20 protein-coding genes are annotated in these 17,831 nt (G+C 36.0%); 9 read left to right on the top strand and 11 right to left on the bottom strand.

Features of this window, described 5'->3' with window-relative positions:
* Nucleotides 1-28 precede the first annotated feature (28 nt).
* Together M0R38_00345 and M0R38_00340 are read left to right on the top strand one after the other, a co-directional pair.
* Nucleotides 29-1,669: a T9SS type A sorting domain-containing protein gene (locus M0R38_00345; GenBank protein ID MCK9480198.1), complete on the top strand. Its 1,641-nt coding sequence runs from the start codon at nucleotides 29-31 to the stop codon at nucleotides 1,667-1,669.
* 180 nt (nucleotides 1,670-1,849) lie between these two features.
* The gene (locus M0R38_00340; protein MCK9480197.1) at nucleotides 1,850-2,524 is read left to right on the top strand and encodes a DUF3575 domain-containing protein; all 675 of its coding nucleotides are present in this window, start codon (nucleotides 1,850-1,852) and stop codon (nucleotides 2,522-2,524) included.
* Here the strand turns inward: M0R38_00340 and M0R38_00335 are convergent.
* Genes M0R38_00335 through M0R38_00325 form a run of 3 tightly spaced genes read right to left on the bottom strand, consistent with a single transcriptional unit; the run spans nucleotide 2,521 to nucleotide 5,432 of the window.
* Nucleotides 2,521-3,681: a hypothetical protein gene (locus M0R38_00335; GenBank protein ID MCK9480196.1), complete on the bottom strand. Its 1,161-nt coding sequence runs from the start codon at nucleotides 3,679-3,681 to the stop codon at nucleotides 2,521-2,523. The two genes, M0R38_00340 and M0R38_00335, sit on opposite strands and share 4 nt — an antisense overlap.
* Before the next feature lie 27 nt (nucleotides 3,682-3,708).
* On the bottom strand, nucleotides 3,709-4,695 hold the full coding sequence (locus M0R38_00330) for a zinc dependent phospholipase C family protein (GenBank protein ID MCK9480195.1): 987 nt from the start codon (nucleotides 4,693-4,695) through the stop codon (nucleotides 3,709-3,711).
* Entirely contained in the window at nucleotides 4,692-5,432 is a 741-nt protein-coding gene (locus M0R38_00325) for a pyridoxine 5'-phosphate synthase (protein ID MCK9480194.1), read from the bottom strand. Before M0R38_00325 ends, M0R38_00330 begins: the two co-directional genes overlap by 4 nt.
* A 101-nt stretch (nucleotides 5,433-5,533) precedes the next feature.
* On the opposite strand from M0R38_00325, the gene M0R38_00320 reads away from it, so the two are divergent.
* Both M0R38_00320 and M0R38_00315 read left to right on the top strand, forming a co-directional pair.
* On the top strand, nucleotides 5,534-6,391 hold the full coding sequence (locus tag M0R38_00320) for a methylated-DNA--[protein]-cysteine S-methyltransferase (protein MCK9480193.1): 858 nt from the start codon (nucleotides 5,534-5,536) through the stop codon (nucleotides 6,389-6,391).
* 80 nt (nucleotides 6,392-6,471) lie between these two features.
* Nucleotides 6,472-7,314 (top strand): 1,4-dihydroxy-2-naphthoyl-CoA synthase, encoded by an 843-nt coding sequence (locus M0R38_00315; protein ID MCK9480192.1) that lies wholly within the window; start codon nucleotides 6,472-6,474, stop codon nucleotides 7,312-7,314.
* A gap of 263 nt (nucleotides 7,315-7,577) precedes the next feature.
* On the opposite strand, the gene M0R38_00310 is transcribed toward M0R38_00315, so the two are convergent.
* The 3 genes from M0R38_00310 to M0R38_00300 all read right to left on the bottom strand — a co-directional run bounded on the left by M0R38_00310 (nucleotide 7,578) and on the right by M0R38_00300 (nucleotide 10,108).
* A complete protein-coding gene (locus M0R38_00310; GenBank protein MCK9480191.1) occupies nucleotides 7,578-8,000 on the bottom strand; it encodes a BrxA/BrxB family bacilliredoxin in 423 nt (140 codons plus the stop codon).
* Between the two features lie 42 nt (nucleotides 8,001-8,042).
* Complete coding sequence (locus M0R38_00305; GenBank protein MCK9480190.1) at nucleotides 8,043-9,020, bottom strand: deoxyhypusine synthase family protein; 978 nt, start codon at nucleotides 9,018-9,020, stop codon at nucleotides 8,043-8,045.
* Between the two features lie 311 nt (nucleotides 9,021-9,331).
* Nucleotides 9,332-10,108 carry an SDR family NAD(P)-dependent oxidoreductase gene (locus tag M0R38_00300; protein MCK9480189.1) on the bottom strand — a complete coding sequence of 259 codons (777 nt, stop codon included), beginning with the start codon at nucleotides 10,106-10,108 and terminating at the stop codon, nucleotides 9,332-9,334.
* A 186-nt stretch (nucleotides 10,109-10,294) separates the two neighbouring features.
* Between M0R38_00300 and M0R38_00295 the strand changes: the two genes are divergently transcribed.
* From M0R38_00295 to M0R38_00285, 3 genes are all read left to right on the top strand, one after another.
* Nucleotides 10,295-10,927 carry a Crp/Fnr family transcriptional regulator gene (locus M0R38_00295; protein ID MCK9480188.1) on the top strand — a complete coding sequence of 211 codons (633 nt, stop codon included), beginning with the start codon at nucleotides 10,295-10,297 and terminating at the stop codon, nucleotides 10,925-10,927.
* Nucleotides 10,928-11,495: 568 nt separating this feature from the next.
* On the top strand, nucleotides 11,496-12,212 hold the full coding sequence (locus M0R38_00290; GenBank protein ID MCK9480187.1) for a polymorphic toxin type 23 domain-containing protein: 717 nt from the start codon (nucleotides 11,496-11,498) through the stop codon (nucleotides 12,210-12,212).
* Entirely contained in the window at nucleotides 12,212-12,592 is a 381-nt protein-coding gene (locus M0R38_00285; GenBank protein ID MCK9480186.1) for a hypothetical protein, read from the top strand. Before M0R38_00290 ends, M0R38_00285 begins: the two co-directional genes overlap by 1 nt.
* Nucleotides 12,593-12,817: 225 nt before the next feature.
* On the opposite strand, the gene M0R38_00280 is transcribed toward M0R38_00285, so the two are convergent.
* Entirely contained in the window at nucleotides 12,818-13,063 is a 246-nt protein-coding gene (locus tag M0R38_00280) for a helix-turn-helix domain-containing protein (GenBank protein ID MCK9480185.1), read from the bottom strand.
* 34 nt (nucleotides 13,064-13,097) lie between these two features.
* Here M0R38_00280 and M0R38_00275 point away from each other — a divergent pair, with 34 nt between their 5' ends.
* Nucleotides 13,098-13,262, top strand: a complete 165-nt coding sequence (locus M0R38_00275; GenBank protein MCK9480184.1) for a hypothetical protein — start codon at nucleotides 13,098-13,100, stop codon at nucleotides 13,260-13,262.
* A 101-nt stretch (nucleotides 13,263-13,363) separates the two neighbouring features.
* On the opposite strand, the gene M0R38_00270 is transcribed toward M0R38_00275, so the two are convergent.
* The 4 genes from M0R38_00270 to M0R38_00255 form a co-directional block, all read right to left on the bottom strand.
* Nucleotides 13,364-13,966 (bottom strand): DUF1684 domain-containing protein, encoded by a 603-nt coding sequence (locus M0R38_00270; GenBank protein MCK9480183.1) that lies wholly within the window; start codon nucleotides 13,964-13,966, stop codon nucleotides 13,364-13,366.
* Between the two features lie 10 nt (nucleotides 13,967-13,976).
* Nucleotides 13,977-15,218: a transglycosylase SLT domain-containing protein gene (locus tag M0R38_00265; protein ID MCK9480182.1), complete on the bottom strand. Its 1,242-nt coding sequence runs from the start codon at nucleotides 15,216-15,218 to the stop codon at nucleotides 13,977-13,979.
* A 116-nt stretch (nucleotides 15,219-15,334) separates the two neighbouring features.
* Nucleotides 15,335-15,967, bottom strand: coding sequence for a glycosyltransferase family 2 protein (locus M0R38_00260; GenBank protein MCK9480181.1), 633 nt, complete (start codon nucleotides 15,965-15,967; stop codon nucleotides 15,335-15,337).
* Entirely contained in the window at nucleotides 15,964-17,517 is a 1,554-nt protein-coding gene (locus M0R38_00255) for a phosphoethanolamine transferase (protein ID MCK9480180.1), read from the bottom strand. Before M0R38_00255 ends, M0R38_00260 begins: the two co-directional genes overlap by 4 nt.
* Nucleotides 17,518-17,604: 87 nt before the next feature.
* Here M0R38_00255 and M0R38_00250 point away from each other — a divergent pair, with 87 nt between their 5' ends.
* Nucleotides 17,605-17,826 (top strand): hypothetical protein, encoded by a 222-nt coding sequence (locus M0R38_00250; protein ID MCK9480179.1) that lies wholly within the window; start codon nucleotides 17,605-17,607, stop codon nucleotides 17,824-17,826.
* Nucleotides 17,827-17,831: the final 5 nt, after the last annotated feature.

The following is a 17,831-nucleotide window of genomic DNA, read 5'->3' as shown; positions in this document are numbered from 1 at the left end:
TATATTTGCACACTCAAAAAAATTAAATATGAAAAAAATTGTATTATCGATGGCTTTATTTTTGGGCTTTTGTGGTTTATCTACAGCTCAACAAAGCACCAATGTGATAACTTTGGACAACAATCCTCACCGTTATCAAGCTATTGAAGAAGCAGGGTTTCTTCAAAAAATGAATCAGAGGAATGACAGAAGGGAAGAGAGCGGTTGGTATTTTTTCGCAAATGACTACGCAAATGCAAACGGACTTTCTTATACTCCTTATGTCCTTTTCTTATTTCCAGACAGTGTACATATTATGTACGATGATCAGTTAGGCAGATCATTTACCCAAATGATTGGAACTATGTTTGACCCAAAAGACCACGTATTTACAGACGAGAATGATGGAACACCAAGATATTTCAGCCGTTGGACTAATTATACTCTTGACTCTATCAATTGGGCTCAATCATATATTCGCCAAGTAGATTCATTAAATGTTATCAATTCTGTTTATGCAACTGCAACTGTTACTGTTGTTGACTTTTCAACTTTAACTGGAGCTATATTAGAAATTGGTGGTGATTCCTTAACCGAAGGTGCTGAATGGAATGCTTCTGTTGATGAAGCTACAACTGCCGCTTCAATTAAAACAGCTATCGAAGCATTAGGATATACTGTTGCAATTAATGGAAACGAATTAACAATAACAGCTAAAACTATTGGTTCGGCAGGTAATGCAACAACTTTGTCTTCTGACAACACAGATTTACAAGTTTCAGGTGCAACCTTTACTGGTGGTGGGGACAATATTACTAAAGTAGAAATTGTTGACACCCTATATATTCAACACTTTGTTGGAGCGAATGAAGACCTACAAATCCGTGGTTTAACTTTCCAAGGAGATGCTCAAACATATTATGCAGGTATGCCTAATATTGACAAGTACGTTCCTCAAACTATTATGAATACCGGTGCATACAAAACTGATACAATATTCTTAACAAAAGAATTTCAGGATTCTATGACTGAGGATTTGAAATTCAGATCAAGAAGATTATCAATGTTTGTAGGAAAGCAAATGAATGGTAGCAATAATATTCCTGATAACTTATATGGAATTTCTTTCCTGTTCAAACCAATGAAAAAATACACTTTCAACGATACCTTGATTTCTGTTAATAAAGATGTAACCATTGGAAACAAACATAACTTACTTGCTATTTCTTATTATGCACAAGATGGACAGAGTCTGAGAATTGTGGACCCTGAAGCAATTAACAACATGTTTGCTACACAAAGTGATTTAAGATATGGCTCAACAGGTCAAGGTGGTTGGAAATCATACCGCCCATTCTTATCCGGTTTCTCCGGTGTAGCTTTCCATGCTACTTCTCAAAACGTAGATGTGGTTACTCCAAATGCAAACGGATATGGTCTTGGCAATGGTTATCCAAACCCAACTGACAATGCAATGAGTTTTGCAATACCATTTTCACTTGGTGCTGCTCAAACAGTTACTTTTGATATCAAAGATATTACTGGCAGAACTGTAAAAACTATCTCTGCAGAGTATGCAGCTGGTAACAACTTTATCGAGGTTGAAACTACCGGTCTTAATGCAGGTGTTTATTTCTATACAATGAATACTGCAAACTTTAACGCAACCGGAAAAGTAATTATTAAATAAGCACTTATTTAAAACTATTCATAAAAGCCTTCTCTATACTGAGAGGGCTTTTTTTTAGCTTTATTGAAGCCTTATTCCAAAATCAACTTACAATACTTTATATGAAAGGAAGTTTGGTATATTGAAATTATTCGTGAAATTCGCAATGCATTAAAAACAAACTCAATTATTTTAAATCTTATGAAAACAGTACACGCATTTTTTCTTTTGTCTTGCAGCATTCTTTTGACCCAAAGTGTCAATGCAACAAACATTTATAAAAATCAGAATGCTTCTATCAAAAGCACCTCAGCAGGCGGATTAAAACCAGTTAAACAGGAGTTGGTTTTTTATCCTTTATCATTTTTTATTTCCGGTATGGAAATGGGCACTGAGTTTGAAACACGTACAAATAATTCATTAAAAATATCTGCCGGCTATTTTATGAGCTACTCAGGCAATAGTTATAATTATTTTGGAAATAGTAATAATGTTGACTTTTCAAGCATGGAAGCCTTTCGCACCGAAGCTCAATATCGCTTTTACAGCCGTTCTTTTTCAGCACCTGATAATTTCTTTGTAGGTATCTACGGGGTTTACAAAAACATAACCCTTAAAGGAGACAAAACTGAATATGATGGTTTAAGCGGAATAACAAAATACACACCCGTCAAGTACGCTTCTGATGCATTTAGTATAGGAACAGTATTGGGATATAGAACACGTTTCTATGACATTTTTAGTATGGATTTTTACTTTGGTGGAGGAATTACACCCACTAATATCGGAGATGCGGCTGAGTCTCATTCTTTTTTTCTACCTTTCAAGAAATCAAATAATTTAAAACTGGGTATGACTTTAGGAATCAAGATTTAGTTCTTTTTATCTTGAACATTCCCAAACATCTTATTTGACATAATATACTCTGCAACTTCCTTAAAAAGCAATTGATTGGATTTTAAAAAATAAATGGTCCCAATCTCTTGAGTCCCGATTGTGAGTTGCTCTTTTGTCTTAAAAATTCTAATGTTATTAGTGTCTGCATCCACTATGTGTTTTGAGTAGGAGTCTTGGAATAAGAGCGTTTTTGCAGGATTCTTGATTGCAAACCCATGAATTTGATTCGGTATTTTATCCAAGTATTTTATTGATGACATTATAGAATCTACTCCTATTGAATGATATGAATAAATTGCAACTCCCGCATAATGCTTACTCTTGAGCTGTTCTTCAGTTACAAAATTTACTTGTTGGAGTGCAAAGTCAGCACTCATATAAGTTACAGATGTATCTGCACCTGCTATTAGTTCTTGTGCATCTATACTGCTGAAAGGAGCAAATTCGTTAAGATTCTTTACGTTTTCGTTCCATACATACCGAACTTTACCATTCAGTAATTTTATGGCTAATGTATTGTTATTCACTAAGTCAACATAAAAAACATCCGGTGCTGTTTTTTCATACGCTTTATTCAGAATTTCACTTTTTGATTTTGGTTTTAATACATCAAAAGCTTGTGAAAAGGATAATATTTCTGCATTAGCTGAGTCATAAAGCAAAGCCAGATGTTTTCCTCTCCATGCAAAAAGTGCATTGTAATTTTTAAACCGTACATATTGGATATCGTCTTGACTTTGTATATCCTCAAGTTGTGCCTCTTCTTTATATTTACGTAGATAAGCTTCCCAACGTTCTGTATTTGCCAATCTAACAAAAATACAGTTATACCCTTCTTGATGCTTAAACCAGACTAATTCACTATACAAATTGATTCCGGGTTCTTTTGCATTATTAGAAACAGAAAAAACCTGATGAAGAAAATCAGGATAAGTTAATTCTCCCAAATCGGTTACACCTTGCGAATACGCCTTTTTCATTAAGTTGCGCACATCAATAAACCCGGCTTCTTTTACCTGTTGTGGAATCAATCCCAGCAAAGCGGGTGGTTGAGAAGAACGATACCAAATAAACACCATCACCCCTAACACCATCACAATAACAAGTGCAATCAGCTTTTTTGCAATATTTAGCATGGCGCAAAGATATGAGTGAAAAGGGTTCTATTCTGTTGGTTCGGGTCTTCCTTTGATTTTCCCATCTTTAACTTTCATTTTTATCTCTTGTAACTCTTTGAGTTCTTCTTCGTCCAACTGAATTTTTTGTTTGTATTCATTCAGATCGGGCTGCCCTGCATTTACCCATGCAGTAAACCAAATATCACCCAACAGTTTAATCGCACTTTTCATGCGGTCTTCTACCATGCTTCCCAATGCTTTATGATATGCTTTTGAGAAGGTTTGAGAATATACTCTAACGGTACTTGCTCCTCTTTGCTCAAAACTATACTTTTCTTCTTCGCTAAATTGCTGCGACACGCTGCGTTCTACGTTTAACACACTATCTACCAAGGAATGACTTTCTGCAAAGTGCATCCAAATACACTGTCTAACATCCTCAATATACTTTGCTTTGCCAACCAAAAAATCATAGCCTGACGAAAATAGTTCAGGCAGTCTGCTTTCCCATAGTGCATGAATTCCATGTTGATTGGTAAGCTGCCCATTATAATTTGATGTGGTGTGTAGAGGCACGTTTAAATCGCCAACATAATGCCCGATATCAACTGAATATCGTATTATTTTATATAAATCTCTGTTCTTAAACGAATACGTTAGTCTTTTCACCATTAACTCTAAATGCCAAGGAACAATACCATGTTTTTGCAAAGTATCTTCGGTAAACATAGCCACTGCGTCTTCCCATTTTTGAGGTATTGTGTCAAAAGGAAGTGCATTTTCATATCTATCAGCATCTAAAAAATGTCGGGCACCTTCTTCGGCAATAGCATATCGCCTGTTATCCGGATCGGGTGCATGTTCTGCAATAAATTCAATATTCAATTTATAAAAACCAAACATCTCAGGCGGCAATGTAAATACTGCTAACTCATTGATTTTCTTATGTGCAAAAAAGCCCCATGCATAACTGTGGCTTGAATTTATGCAAAGACAAAACAACAAGAACAATATTTTTGAAAATACTTTCATCGCATCTCAAAAGTCGGATTTAGTCTGTTTAAATACAATTTAATAGTGTTTTCCAAGCCTAAATAAAGGGCATCACAAACCAATGCATGTCCAATGCTTACTTCAAGCAACCCGGGTACTTTTTTATAAAAATAATTCAGATTATGTAAATCAAGGTCATGACCTGCATTAAGTCCTAAGCCAACAATTGCCGCTTCTTTTGCTGTTTGAATATATGGCTCTATAGCTTCAAATGGGTTTTTGTGGAAATTCCACGCATAAGGACCCGTATATAATTCAATCCTGTCCGCACCGGTTTCTTTGGCAGATTCTACGAGCAAAGGGTCGGCATCCAAGAATATTGACACCCTGATTCCTGCTTCTTTGAAAGGTGCAATCAAATCTATAAGTTTTTGCTTGTCTTTGATAGTATTCCAACCATGGTCGCTGGTAAGCTGGTCTTCAGCGTCAGGCACAAGAGTTACTTGTGCCGGTTTAATTTGTAAAACTCTTTGGGTAAAATCATGTGTAGGATTTCCTTCAATATTAAACTCTGATTTCACAATGTTGGCAAGTGGTTCCAAGTCGTCAAATCTAACATGTCGTTGATCAGGACGCGGATGAACTGTAATTCCTTGAGCTCCAAAGCGTTCACAGTCCTTGGCAACAGAAATCAAGTTCGGATTGTTTGTTCCTCTACTATTGCGAATAAGTGCAATTTTATTAATATTAACACTGAGCTTAGTGTGATTTATCATGGTATGCAAAGGTAGAATATTTGGTTATTCACATCCTTCAGGAAAACCTTTGCCAAAAAGTGTAAAACTACTCAATCGTAGCACCGAGTTTTGCCCCACAAGTGAGATACAGAGGCAAATTATATTCAGAATATATTCTTGAGGCATTGGCTATTCTTGAGAAACAGCCCTTGCTTCGAAACCACTTAGATGAGGTTGCCAAGATAATGCAAGTATCTCCACAAGTGTTTCATCGCATGTTCATTGATTGGTGCGGAGTTGGACCAAGGGATTTTTTACTCTATACAACCCCTGAGTATGCTCATTATCGACTCAAAGAAAAAACACAACAAAGAAGTCTTTTTAGTCATCCATTAGATAATAGAATTGACTTTAAACATGCTCCAATATCCATCATTCAAATGAGCGAAGAAGAAGCCCTTGACTCCAATTTACTCATAACATATTCAATGGCAGAAAGTCCTTTTGGTTCACTTTTTATAGCTTCTTCTGCAAAAGGGCTTTGTTACATGGTTTTTAGTACAAATCCTCAAACAGAAATTACAGTTCTAAAAGAACTTTTTCCAAATGCACAATTAAAGGAAGAATCTGTAAGCCTACACAACAATGCATTCAGTGCATTTTTTCCTCACAAAGCAACAAGCGCACTCATTCCCTTACATCTAAAAGGGACTGATTTTCAAATTAAAGTTTGGAATGCCCTTCTTCAAATTCCTTTTGGCTCACTTACCACCTATCAAATTATTGCAAGACAGATAGGGAGTCCGCGTTCATCACGTGCAGTCGGAACCGCAGTCGGAAACAACCCGATCACAATGCTGGTTCCGTGTCATAGGGTTGTGCGTTCATCGGGTGAATATGGCAATTATATGTGGGGAAGTGAGCGCAAATTAGCTCTTATAGGTTGGGAAGCAATTCACGCAGTAGGAAGTAATAACTCTATGAGAGTAAGCGAATAATTCCTTTTAGGGTAAACTCCATACTTTTCATAAAACACTAAGAATTTAAACTCTATTTTTGCTCAATAATAGACCGATTTATGGATACACTCAAGTGGGAAAAAATAAAAGAGTTTGAAGATATAACATTTACCTATTGTAATGGAGTAGCACGTATTGCTATTAATCGACCTGAGGTAAGAAATGCGTTCAGACCTCTGACAGTGGATGAAATGTTAGAGGCATTAATAATAGCTCATGAATCACAAGAAATAGGGGTTGTGCTGCTTACCGGTGAAGGACCTTCGCCCAAGGATGGTGGTTGGGCATTCTGCTCAGGAGGCGATCAAAGAGTTCGTTCAAACACAGGGTATAAAGGCTCTGATGGCGTTAATAAATTTAACATTTTGGATGTACAAAGACGCATACGCTTTATGAATAAAGTGGTAATTGCAGTTGTTCCGGGATGGGCTGTGGGCGGGGGACATAGTTTGCATGTTGTATGCGACTTAACCATTGCAAGTAAAGAACATGCTGTATTTAAGCAAACAGATTTAGATGTTGCAAGTATTGATGGAGGGTTTGGCTCTGCTTATTTAGCCAGAATGGTAGGTCAAAAAAGAGCCAGAGAAATCTTCTTCTTAGGTAAATCATATAATGCACAAGAAGCATACGAAATGGGTATGGTGAATGCTGTTGTTCCTCATAGCGAACTTGAGCAAACTGCATACGAATGGGCTCAAGAAATTATGACCAAAAGCCCTACTGCTGTTAAAATGGCAAAGTTTGCTTTTAACCTCATTGACGATGGACTCATAGGACAACAAGTGTATGCCGGTGAAGCCACCCGATTGATTTATGGAACTGATGAGGCAAAAGAAGGACGGGATGCTTTCTTAGAAAAAAGACCCAGAGATTTCAGCAAATTTCCAAAATTCCCTTAAAATAATAGTTTGTAGCGTTGATTATTAAATAGAACACAAAATCACCCTGTTTGTGCTGAATCAAATAGCTTTTAAAAAATTATTCAGTGCATAGAAATGGGCTATTGGATTGTACTTCTCCTTTTAAAAATAAATAACTTCCAAAAAACCTATCAACTCTCACAAAAAAACAGAAGAAGACAATGTCTTCTTCTGTTTAATAACTTTCGGTTAATCAAAAGACTTGATTTGTCCTTTTGGGCAGAACAACAAGATAACACTGTTTAACAGAATTCGTTATAAGCAGCCTGTAAATTTGCTGCTAACGCTTCAGCCGGTTTTCCTTCAATCATATATCTCTCCACAAAGTGAACAAGTTTGTTACCTTTAAAAAGCGCGATAGAAGGAGAAGAAGGTGGAAAAGGTATCATATATTCTCTGGCTTTGGCTACAGCTTCAACCTCCATTCCGGCAAAAACTGTATATAGCTTTTGTGGTTTTTTATCTCCATGTAAAGAATGTAACACACCGGGTCTCATTGCTCCGGCAGCACAACCACACACAGAATTGATTACAACTAAGGTTGTTTGATTCTCTGGGAATGAATTGAATATATTTTCTACTTCTTCAGCTGTTTTTAATTCAATAAAATCAGCGTTAGTTAACTCAGCACGCATAGGTGCTACCATCATTTCGGGATATGCCATAATTGATTTTGATTAATTACTGTGCAAAATTAGTCTTTATTCTTACCAACCCAAAATCCAAGCAAATATCAAAGGAGCGACAATGGTTGCGTCAGATTCAACAATAAATTTCGGGGTGTCTATATCCAACTTACCCCATGTTATTTTTTCATTTGGAACAGCTCCTGAATATGAACCGTAAGAAGTAGTAGAGTCAGAAATTTGACAAAAATATGCCCAAAAAGGAACCTCTTCCCATTCTAAGTCTTGATACATCATGGGTACAACACAAATCGGGAAGTCTCCTGAAATACCTCCTCCAATTTGAAAAAATCCAAGTCCTTTGCCAGTGCTTAGTTCTCTATATAATTCAGTTAACCAAACCATGTATTCAATACCGCTTTTTACAGTACTTGCTTTAAGTTGCCCTTTGATAACATAGCTTGTGAAAATATTACCGCAAGTGCTATCTTCCCAACCAGGCACCACAATTGGCAGGTTCTTTTCGGCTGCAGCTATAATCCAACTGTTTTTAGGGTCGATTTCATAGTATTGTTTTAATTCTCCACTCAAAACAACTTTATACAAAAATTCATGTGGAAAATATCGTTCACCTTTTGCTTCCGCATCCTTCCACACTTTTTCTAAATGAGATTGCAACCTTCTGAATGCCTCTTCTTCAGGTATGCAAGTGTCAGTAACCCTGTTGTAATGATTGTCCAACAACTCTCTTTCTTGTTCGGGTGTAAGATCTCTGTAATTGGGAACCCTTTTGTAATGACTGTGCGCCACAAGGTTCATAACATCTTCCTCTAAGTTAGCCCCGGTACATGAAATAATATGCACCTTGTCTTGGCGTATCATTTCTGCGAGTGAAATACCTAATTCGGCAGTACTCATGGCTCCACCCATTGAAATCAACATTTTGCCGCCTTCTAACAAATGTGCTTCATACCCTTTTGCTGCATCCATAAGTGCAGCAGCATTGAAATGTCTGTAATGATGGTTTATAAAATTTGAAACCGGTCCTTTATTTGTCATTGTTTTAAAATTAGTGGTGCAAAAGTAACTATAATGTCTTTACCTTTTTGAAGGAAAACAAGCAAGTAAATTTGAATGGAATAGCTAAAGGTATTTATTTCTTATCTCTCCACTCTAACAACAGTTTTAGTGTGAAACCAATACAGATTGAATAAATTGAAATTTTGACTACGCTTAAGATAACAAATGACTTGATTAGATATTGTTATTTTGGAAGTTGTTATGTGTTGATTACACTTAGTTGATATTTATCAGCTGCTTAATTACTGTTTGATAAGCATTATTTAAGGCAATTATATCCATTATCAGTTTTACTGAATTTCCTTCTTAATGATGTTTGTTAACAACGGTATTTTAATCCGTTCAGGTAATATTTTCAAGAACAACCAACTTACCGGATTCACAATAATGACTTTATTTTTCTTGAAAAGTTGGTTGATACATTTCTTTGCAACAAAATCAGGTTCGAGCAATGTAAACTTTCCAAATAAACCCAAATTACTAATTCTTTCTGATACTCCTGAATTGGTTGACATTGCGCCCGGGTTTACTACACTCACAAACACATTAGTTTCTTTGAGCTCTTGAAACAATCCTCTTGTAAATGAATGAACATAAGCTTTAGAAGCCGGATAAATCGTCTTAAAACCAACGGGAGAAAATGCAGATAAGCTTGAAATATTGAGAATATATGCTTTGTCTTGCTTTTTCAGATTAGACAGTAATTGATGCGTTAGAATGGTTGTTGCCGTAATATTCAGATTAATCATATTCATCAAATAACTTTGGCTGGCTTCTTCAAATCTTTTTGTACCTCCAACACCTGCATTATTGATTAATAACGAAACTTGATAGTGCTTATTTATCCAATCGGTCAGCTCTATTACATTGCTTGAAATACTTAAATCCGTTTCTCTGCATATTACAGATACGCCATATTGCTCTTGTATAGTTTCTGACAAACCGGTTAAATTTTGATTGGGTAAACTGATTAAGATTAGATTATATCTCTTACTTGCAAGTTCAAAAGCAAAGGATTTGCCTAAACCCTGACTCGCACCGGTTATTACCGCATATTGTATGCTCATATTGATAAGTATCAGCAAAAGTAGAAATTTTGATAAAAATTGTTGTTGTTCTTTTATGAAAATTACAAATAAGGTTGGGCTCTTTTTTTGTTTTTCTGTTATCAGCTTTATTCAATTGTCTAAGAAATATTAAGCTCGTACAGTTCGTATCAGTCTTTCTCTGCTATATTGCTTTATCTTTGCCTTGTGGAAAATCTTGTACAAATTGAAGAGTTTAAATCTTCTCCCGAATTAGTATCGAAACTATTTCAATATGGTATTCAGAAACATTACAAAGCCGGCAGTGTAGTATTGAATGAGAATGCACACATCAACTCTTTACCCATAGTAACAAAAGGAATTCTGAAAGTTATAAGAGAGGAAGAGGACGGTCGTGAGATTTTGTTGTATTACATCAAAGCAGGAGAGAGTTGTATTATGTCGTTTTTGGGCGGGCTACACAATGAGACTAGTAAGGTCAGGGCAGAGGTTGAGGAAGATGCCGAAATCTTGTTTGTACCTATTGATAAACTAAGCTTTTTTATCAAAGAATACCCGCAGTGGTTGGACTACATATTTAGGCTTTATCATAAAAGGTTTGAAGAGTTATTAGAGATTGTAAATGATATTGCTTTTAAGAAGGTTGATGAAAGGTTGTTGGATTTGCTGAAAAAGACTGCAGATGTAACACAATCAACCACAATCTTAATGACTCATGAACAAATAGCAAATAAATTAGGTACTGCCAGGGTAGTTGTATCAAGGCTATTAAAACAATTAGAAGAATCCGGTAGTGTACGTCTTGGGAGAAATAAGATAGAGTTATTGTCAAAGTCCTGAAATTATTATCTGATGGGTAAGAAGGTTTTTATAGGAATCGTTTTGGGAGTCTATTCCTAAAAAAGGTTTACACCAAAACGTGTAAGAATGGTCAAGAAAAGTAAAGTCATTTCAGGACTAAAAAGTATATGTAAACAAATAACAGGATTAAATCTTTAAACTGTAAACTTTTTTTAGGACGAGTCACAATTGTGTATTATCCGTTTGGTAGTAGTATACAGACATATAAAAACGAGGAGTTTTCGTACTCATACGGATTTAACACGCAAGAGAAAGTAAACGAAATATCGGGTGAAGGAAACCACACTACAGCCTTGTTTTGGGAGTATGATACAAGAGTAGTTATGCGTTGGAATCAAGATCCAGTTAAAAGAGCTCACAAGTCCCCAGCGACAACCCTATAACTAATAGCGACCCTAACGGAGATTGTGATGATTGCCCGAAAGCTGGTGCAAGCACAAGCGCAAAAGTTTCTTTATCATTTAATTTTGGAACTAAAGGACAATCTAACTTTAGTATCGGTGCAGGTGTCGGACTTTCTGCCAACTCTGGTAATTTTACGGGTAGCTTGAATTTATCAGGTAGATTTAACGGTGGTGGTTTGGGAACAACAGGAACATCAGGAGGTCAGACAGGTTTAAATATGGACATAGTTGTAAGCCCTGCCTTAACTTTTGGTAAGGGCACGGCTACGCCAATGACATTGAATACATTTAATTCGGAAACCTCTAATTTAACTGGTGTAAACAACAGCTTCAAATCATCCTTTACAATAGGGTCAAATCTTGTAGGAGGTGGAGAAGGAAATCAGCGAGTGGGAAGCCTTGGCTTTAGATCTGGAGATTTTAGTCTGCATACATCTAATGATTTTTTCCCTGGAATAGGTGATAGAAATGATCGTTGGTGGACTGGTAGTTTAGTGGCAAGTGTAAATCTAGGCGGTGGCATTACATTGTCTGGTGGCTATGATGGATTTACAGGTGAAAGGATAGGTACATCACCGAGTTATGATTCTTATAAAAAGAGTGATGGGTTTAATTATTATTCCCAAACACCAAGGAATACGAGTTTAACCAACGGTCAAACTTTTTTACAGTTGAATAACTCAAATGGACTTAATCTCCGAACCAATTATTCCGGAACAGGTTTATTTAATCCGTTGTACTTACAAAATGGGATACACGATAATTTTCCAAAATTTCTTGGAGGAAGAATAAACAGGTTTGAATCTTTTTCACCCGGTTCGCTACAAATAGGTGGAGGAATAACAGGAGGAGGAAGCTGATGAAAAGTAAATTATTTATTTTGTTTTTTGTGATCACATTGTTGCCTTCTGAAATATGGGCACAACGATTATTGACAAATGAGGAATTAAAAGAAAGAGATTACTCATATCAACATCCTAAGAAAAAATTTAGGTATGATAAAAAAAAGCATGTTAGAAGACTCAAATCTTTATCAATATTACCAGTTGATACTTCTGCCGTTTATACATCCAGTTCCTTTAATTCTAACCTAAAAGATACCACATATTACTTTCTCAGATTTTTTAGTATAGGAGAAGTATTTATAAGTTATGAATACAAAAGTATGCCTATAGAAAAAGAATATAATGATTTAGCTTATGGTAATTGGGGTATATATAATTTTAAAAAAGGTGATTAAATTACTGAAACTCATGTACTGCATGATTTTGTTGCCTTTCATTATAATTATGCAAAAATAGATTTAAATGGTAATCTGAAATTTTATAAGAGAAGATTAGGCAAGTGGGGTGGTTCTACAATTTTTCTTAACTATACGCTCATAAAAAAGCCCGTCAATCTAACAAATTATACAATCAACTGGCAGTAGAGAAACGCCTCTAATAAAATCAGGGGCGTTGTTTATTTAACTGGTGTGAGCTTTACGAATTTTAGCATCCCGTATATAAGTATCAATCAAATCAAACAACACATTACGTTTAGTATCTTCAAGCAGTTCAATATTGTGTAAACGTTTTACAGTTTTTTTATCAAGTTTAGCGTTCGCCCCTTCGCCTACCAAGTAATCTAATGTAACTTCCAAAGCATCGGCAATTTTTTTAGCTGCATCAATAGATGGTACAGCTTCGCCACGTTCGTACTTCCCAATCATTTCACGAGATACTCCGCTTTTTTCCGCAGCTCATTTGATTTTCAAAGAGTACAAAGACAAAAATCTCTTGCTTGGGCTTGCCAGTTATCCTTTTGTATTTGCAACAGGATTCTTACGCATGGTTAATGACAGACATTGGCTGGGTGATGTTATTGCGGGTGCCGGTATTGGTATGCTTTCAACCGAAATTGCGTATTAGATTTTTCCTTCAGTAAAAAAATGGATTCGACCATCTAAAAAAATAGGCTTAGTGCCTGCAATTAGTCCACAGCTTAGTGGGTTAAGCATAGGTGTTGTATTTTAATGATACAATTTTTCACCTGCTTCAATTGCCAAAGACAAATGATTTTCGAATGGCACCAACGGGCATGAAAATCCGGTATCATAATGACAGTAAGGGTTATATGCTTTGTTAAAATCCAACCAAACAGAGTCTGAATTTGGTTCAAATTTTAAATCCATATACCTGCCACCGTAATACGTCTGCTTTCCGTTTGTTAAATCTTTAAACGGTACAAAAATATCATTGGGGGTCTCATTCTTAACAAAACCCCAGAGTGTGTCTTGCTTACCAATGAGGTTAAAAACCAAAAGATATTTTTTTAAGTAAACCGGTTTTCGTTCTGTGTTAGTCTGAAACTGAACAATCTCAGGGTTTTCTGTTGTTTGTGCTTTTATCTTAATTCTAAAACGGACATCCGGTTCATAGAAGTTGAGATGGGTGAAATTCTTGTGTTTATAAAAAGGTGAATTCTTACTTATTCTGAACATAGAATCTAATTGAGCTCTATGGTCAGCAATTTCACGATTATACTCAGCATCAAGATTAACATTGTTTTGTTGTGTGCATGCAGCAAACATGAGTGAATTACAAAGAATGATTCCTAAAACAACTGATTTCATCAAAATCCGTTTATTTATTTCGTGCTTTTGCTTGCTTTTGCGAAGCAGACATTGAGTTGATTTTTTTGTATTCCGCCACTTTATCTCCGGGAACATAGATTTTGAGTCTGGCTCCTGCATACAACATGGTTCCTTTTAAATTGTTCCATTTCTTAATTTCATTGATAGAACAATCAAACAGCTTTGACAACAAGCCAAGGTTGTCACCGCTTTTAACAGTATAGTAAATTAGTTTGGGTTCAGATGTAACATCTACATTCACAGGAACCCCGGTAGGAGTTTTGATGATTTCGGGAGAAATCATAGGCACTGAATCCTTTCCTGTTGTATCGGGTTCTGGCGCTCTAACTTCAATGCTGTCGCGGGCACTCTGATAGTTTTGAATCTCAGATACGGGTAGTCTAAAACAGGTACAATGAGGAATTTCGGGTACAATACCTTCAATAAAATCAGGGTTTAATTGATAAATAACACTGTTTTTTAATTGTAATTTATCTGCTACATAGTCTAAACTCAATGCTACCGAAGTGCAAACAGTATCGCTCTGAGGAATATGATATTGATTCTCATTAATTTTGTGCTCGGTCGCAAAATTATAGACATACCAAAGTGCCATGAATTTTTCCAAACATTGGCGTTGATTGGATTCGAGCACATTGTGCACCATTGAGTAGTCAAGGGTATTGCCTGCTTTTCTGATTGCCATATTGAGATTAATAGGACCAGCGGCAAATGCAGTAATCACAAAGTGCCAATCCTGATATATTTGTTCTAAGTCGCGCAAATAGGAGGCTGCTGCAACTGTTGAAAGCCAGATATTTCTTCTTTGATCTATATAAGAATTGGTGATAAGACGATAACGTCTTGCTGTTGAATAAGTAAGGGGCCAAATACCGGATGCGCCCGTTGATGATTCTATATAATTGCTATTGAGTTGGCTGTTTACTATGGAAATAAGGGCTAACTCTTTTGGCATCCCGATACTATCAAAATATGGTCCTAATGTTTTTAAAACGAAATGAGCTTTGCCAATCATGTCAGATGTTTTATGTCCTTGATTCTTAAGCAAATTCATGATTTCCAGCCTTACGCTGTTATTGTAAAAGACCGGAATTTCAGATTTTACTTTAATTAGCTTGTTATAATATTGATCTTTAACAAATGTATTTCGGCTTGTGTCTGACTGGGAGTGTATAGCACCTACAGCAAAAAAGAGCAAGAAAAATAGAAGTACTGAAAAAGGCTTTTGCATGGTGTCGTTTATAAACGTACAAAACAAAGTTTTTATTGAATTAATACCAACTATGAAAAATAGAGTTTTCAACGACCTTTACCAAAATTCCTAATTAGATAAACATGCTTTAATGCCTATATATTCTTGTTGTAATTGTGGGTAATAGAATCCGTTCCTGTACGATCATAAACATAAGTAGGATGATGTGTCTTCTCTATTGAATAGCCTGATTTTTCAGCTTTAGCCAATAGTTTAGCATCGCTACCCAAGCGTATGGTTTCAAATCCATGCAATGCTGTGAACACGGATTTTTTAATAAAAAAAGTTGCTCCAATCACACATTTGGACAAGTGTATCAATTCCCCTTCTCTAAAAACATCGGGCACATATTGTTCTCCAATGATTTTAACACCTCCATGTAAAATATCAATTTCCGGATGCTGTATTAATATTTCTTTTCTTGTAGCCAAATGTGTATCCTCATAATAATCATCTGAATCCAAGAAAGTAACGTAGTTCCCTTTAGCAAGTTCAACACCTTTATTTTTTGCTGCCGCATCACCTTGATTGGGTTGATAAAAGTAATGAATCTTTTGGCTGAGAAAAGAAGAGACTACAAGTTGCGTGTCATCAGTACTGCCATCATCAATTATCCATGCTTCCCAATCAGACTCTGTTTGTGCCATCAAAGATTGTAATGCTCTTTGTACAAGTACAGCACGGTTGTATGTTGCAATGATGACAGAAAAAAAGTATTTATTCTTCATTGAGAATCTGTTGATTGGTGAGTAGAAACATTTGAAATGTCGTATTTGGTTTCAATTAACTTAGTGGGAATTTTGCCAATACTCAAAATGCTGTGAAACAAAAAATCAGTGCGGTAACGCTTGTCTTTATTAGCTCGTATTGCAGAAAACTTTTCAGGATACTTGTCAATAAACATATTTGAACACCAAATAACACAAGCAGGATTTCTGAGTGCTTTGTTATCGTTGGCATGTAGCCAAAGCCCGTCTTCGCCTAATGCCTCTCCATGATCAGACAAGAAAATCAAAATGGCATTCTTTGAAGTGAGTGTTGCAATCACACTGTCTAAAAAGAAATCCGTATAAATGACCGTATTATCATAAGAGTTGATGAGTTCTTGTGTGGCATTTTGGGTTACAATTTTGCTTTGGGTAACGGGTTTAAACCTTTCAAAATCCTTTGTGTAATGATTATTATAATACCAATGGCTGCCTATTGTATGCATGATAATAAGCTTGTTGTTATTTTGCATGTTGTTTAGATAATTAAACCCGGGCAACAAATCTCCGTCAAGCCATTCAGAGTAAGTATAGACAGATTTTTCGGGGTGAGCATAAATCAGTGTATCACACTCCTTCATAAATGAAACATAACTCTTTGCAGGTTCTTGATTTGCTATCCATGCTGTGTAAAAACCCGAAGACTTAAACAAAGGAACAAATGAGGTTTCTGTATAAGCTCTTTCTTTATGAAGGCTATCAGCCCTTGTCATGATATGTGCCACGCTGGGGTTGGTATAAGTATATTCTGAATAAATATTAGGGTATGAAATTATATTTTCTCTGTTGTTTAAATGCGGGGTTGTTTCCCGTGAATATCCGTTTAATGATAAATGGTCTGCACGCAATGTTTCGCCAATCACAAAAACAATGGTAAGGCCTTCTTCGGATACAAAGTTTTTAATTGTGTCCGGCATCATTCGTTGAGAGGTTTGTGATGCATACAGTTTGTTGTATTCTTTTATGTTGTAATAGAGCGAAAAAGGAAAGTGTTGATAGAAAGAGGTCTTTGCCCTCATACTCACAGAAAACAAAAGAGCAAACACTACAAGAATCGCAAACAAATGAAGATAGGGTCTGCTTAGCCCCCTAAGTCTGAATCTTGCCATAATAGCAATAATGGCAGTAACTAAACACAGAGCAATCCAGACAAAGAGAAGCCAGGGCATAACATCCATTGAAGTTTGCAAATCATTATTAAGAGTTGCGTCCAAAATCATGGGGGTGAGGGTTGCTTTATAATAAAAGCTATAAAACCCTATGCAGGCTCCAAGCACCGCCAAAACCGGAAGAATGGTAGCAAAAATGTATTTGTTGAGCATTGTCAAATACAACAACATCATCAATGGCAGACTAACCAATATCCAATGTGCAATTGTATAGAGCATTCCCTTTATACCGACAGTGGGATAAATAAAGAAGTCAGGTAGAATAAAAAACACACCGCCCCACAGACTCGTGAGAAACAATAGCAAGTAAAACCTAAAATCCTTATGGCGAAAGAGTTTCATGAATTTTAATCTGCGAAGTTAATTCTTGCAATTTTAATAAATCACTAAAATAAAAAAGAGGCAACTAACACTTACATTTGCAGCACCATGTATTCTCTTTTAAATACTCTTCTGCTGATAAGTAACGATCCACACAGTAAAGAATTTAAAATATTGTTGATTGCTTCTGAAATTGTGGTTACACTGATAGTGTTTTATGGGTTCTACTTGGTGTTCAATAAATTTAATAAGAACCTAAAGACACACAAAAAAGAAAACCCTGAGATTAATAGAAAAAAGTCTTCAGACGCTAAAGAAGAAACGAACTAAACACC

The organism is Bacteroidia bacterium (assembly GCA_023228875.1).
Taxonomy (GTDB): Bacteria; Bacteroidota; Bacteroidia; order NS11-12g; family UBA955; genus JALOAG01.
This window is presented reverse-complemented; position numbering and strand designations above follow the sequence as displayed.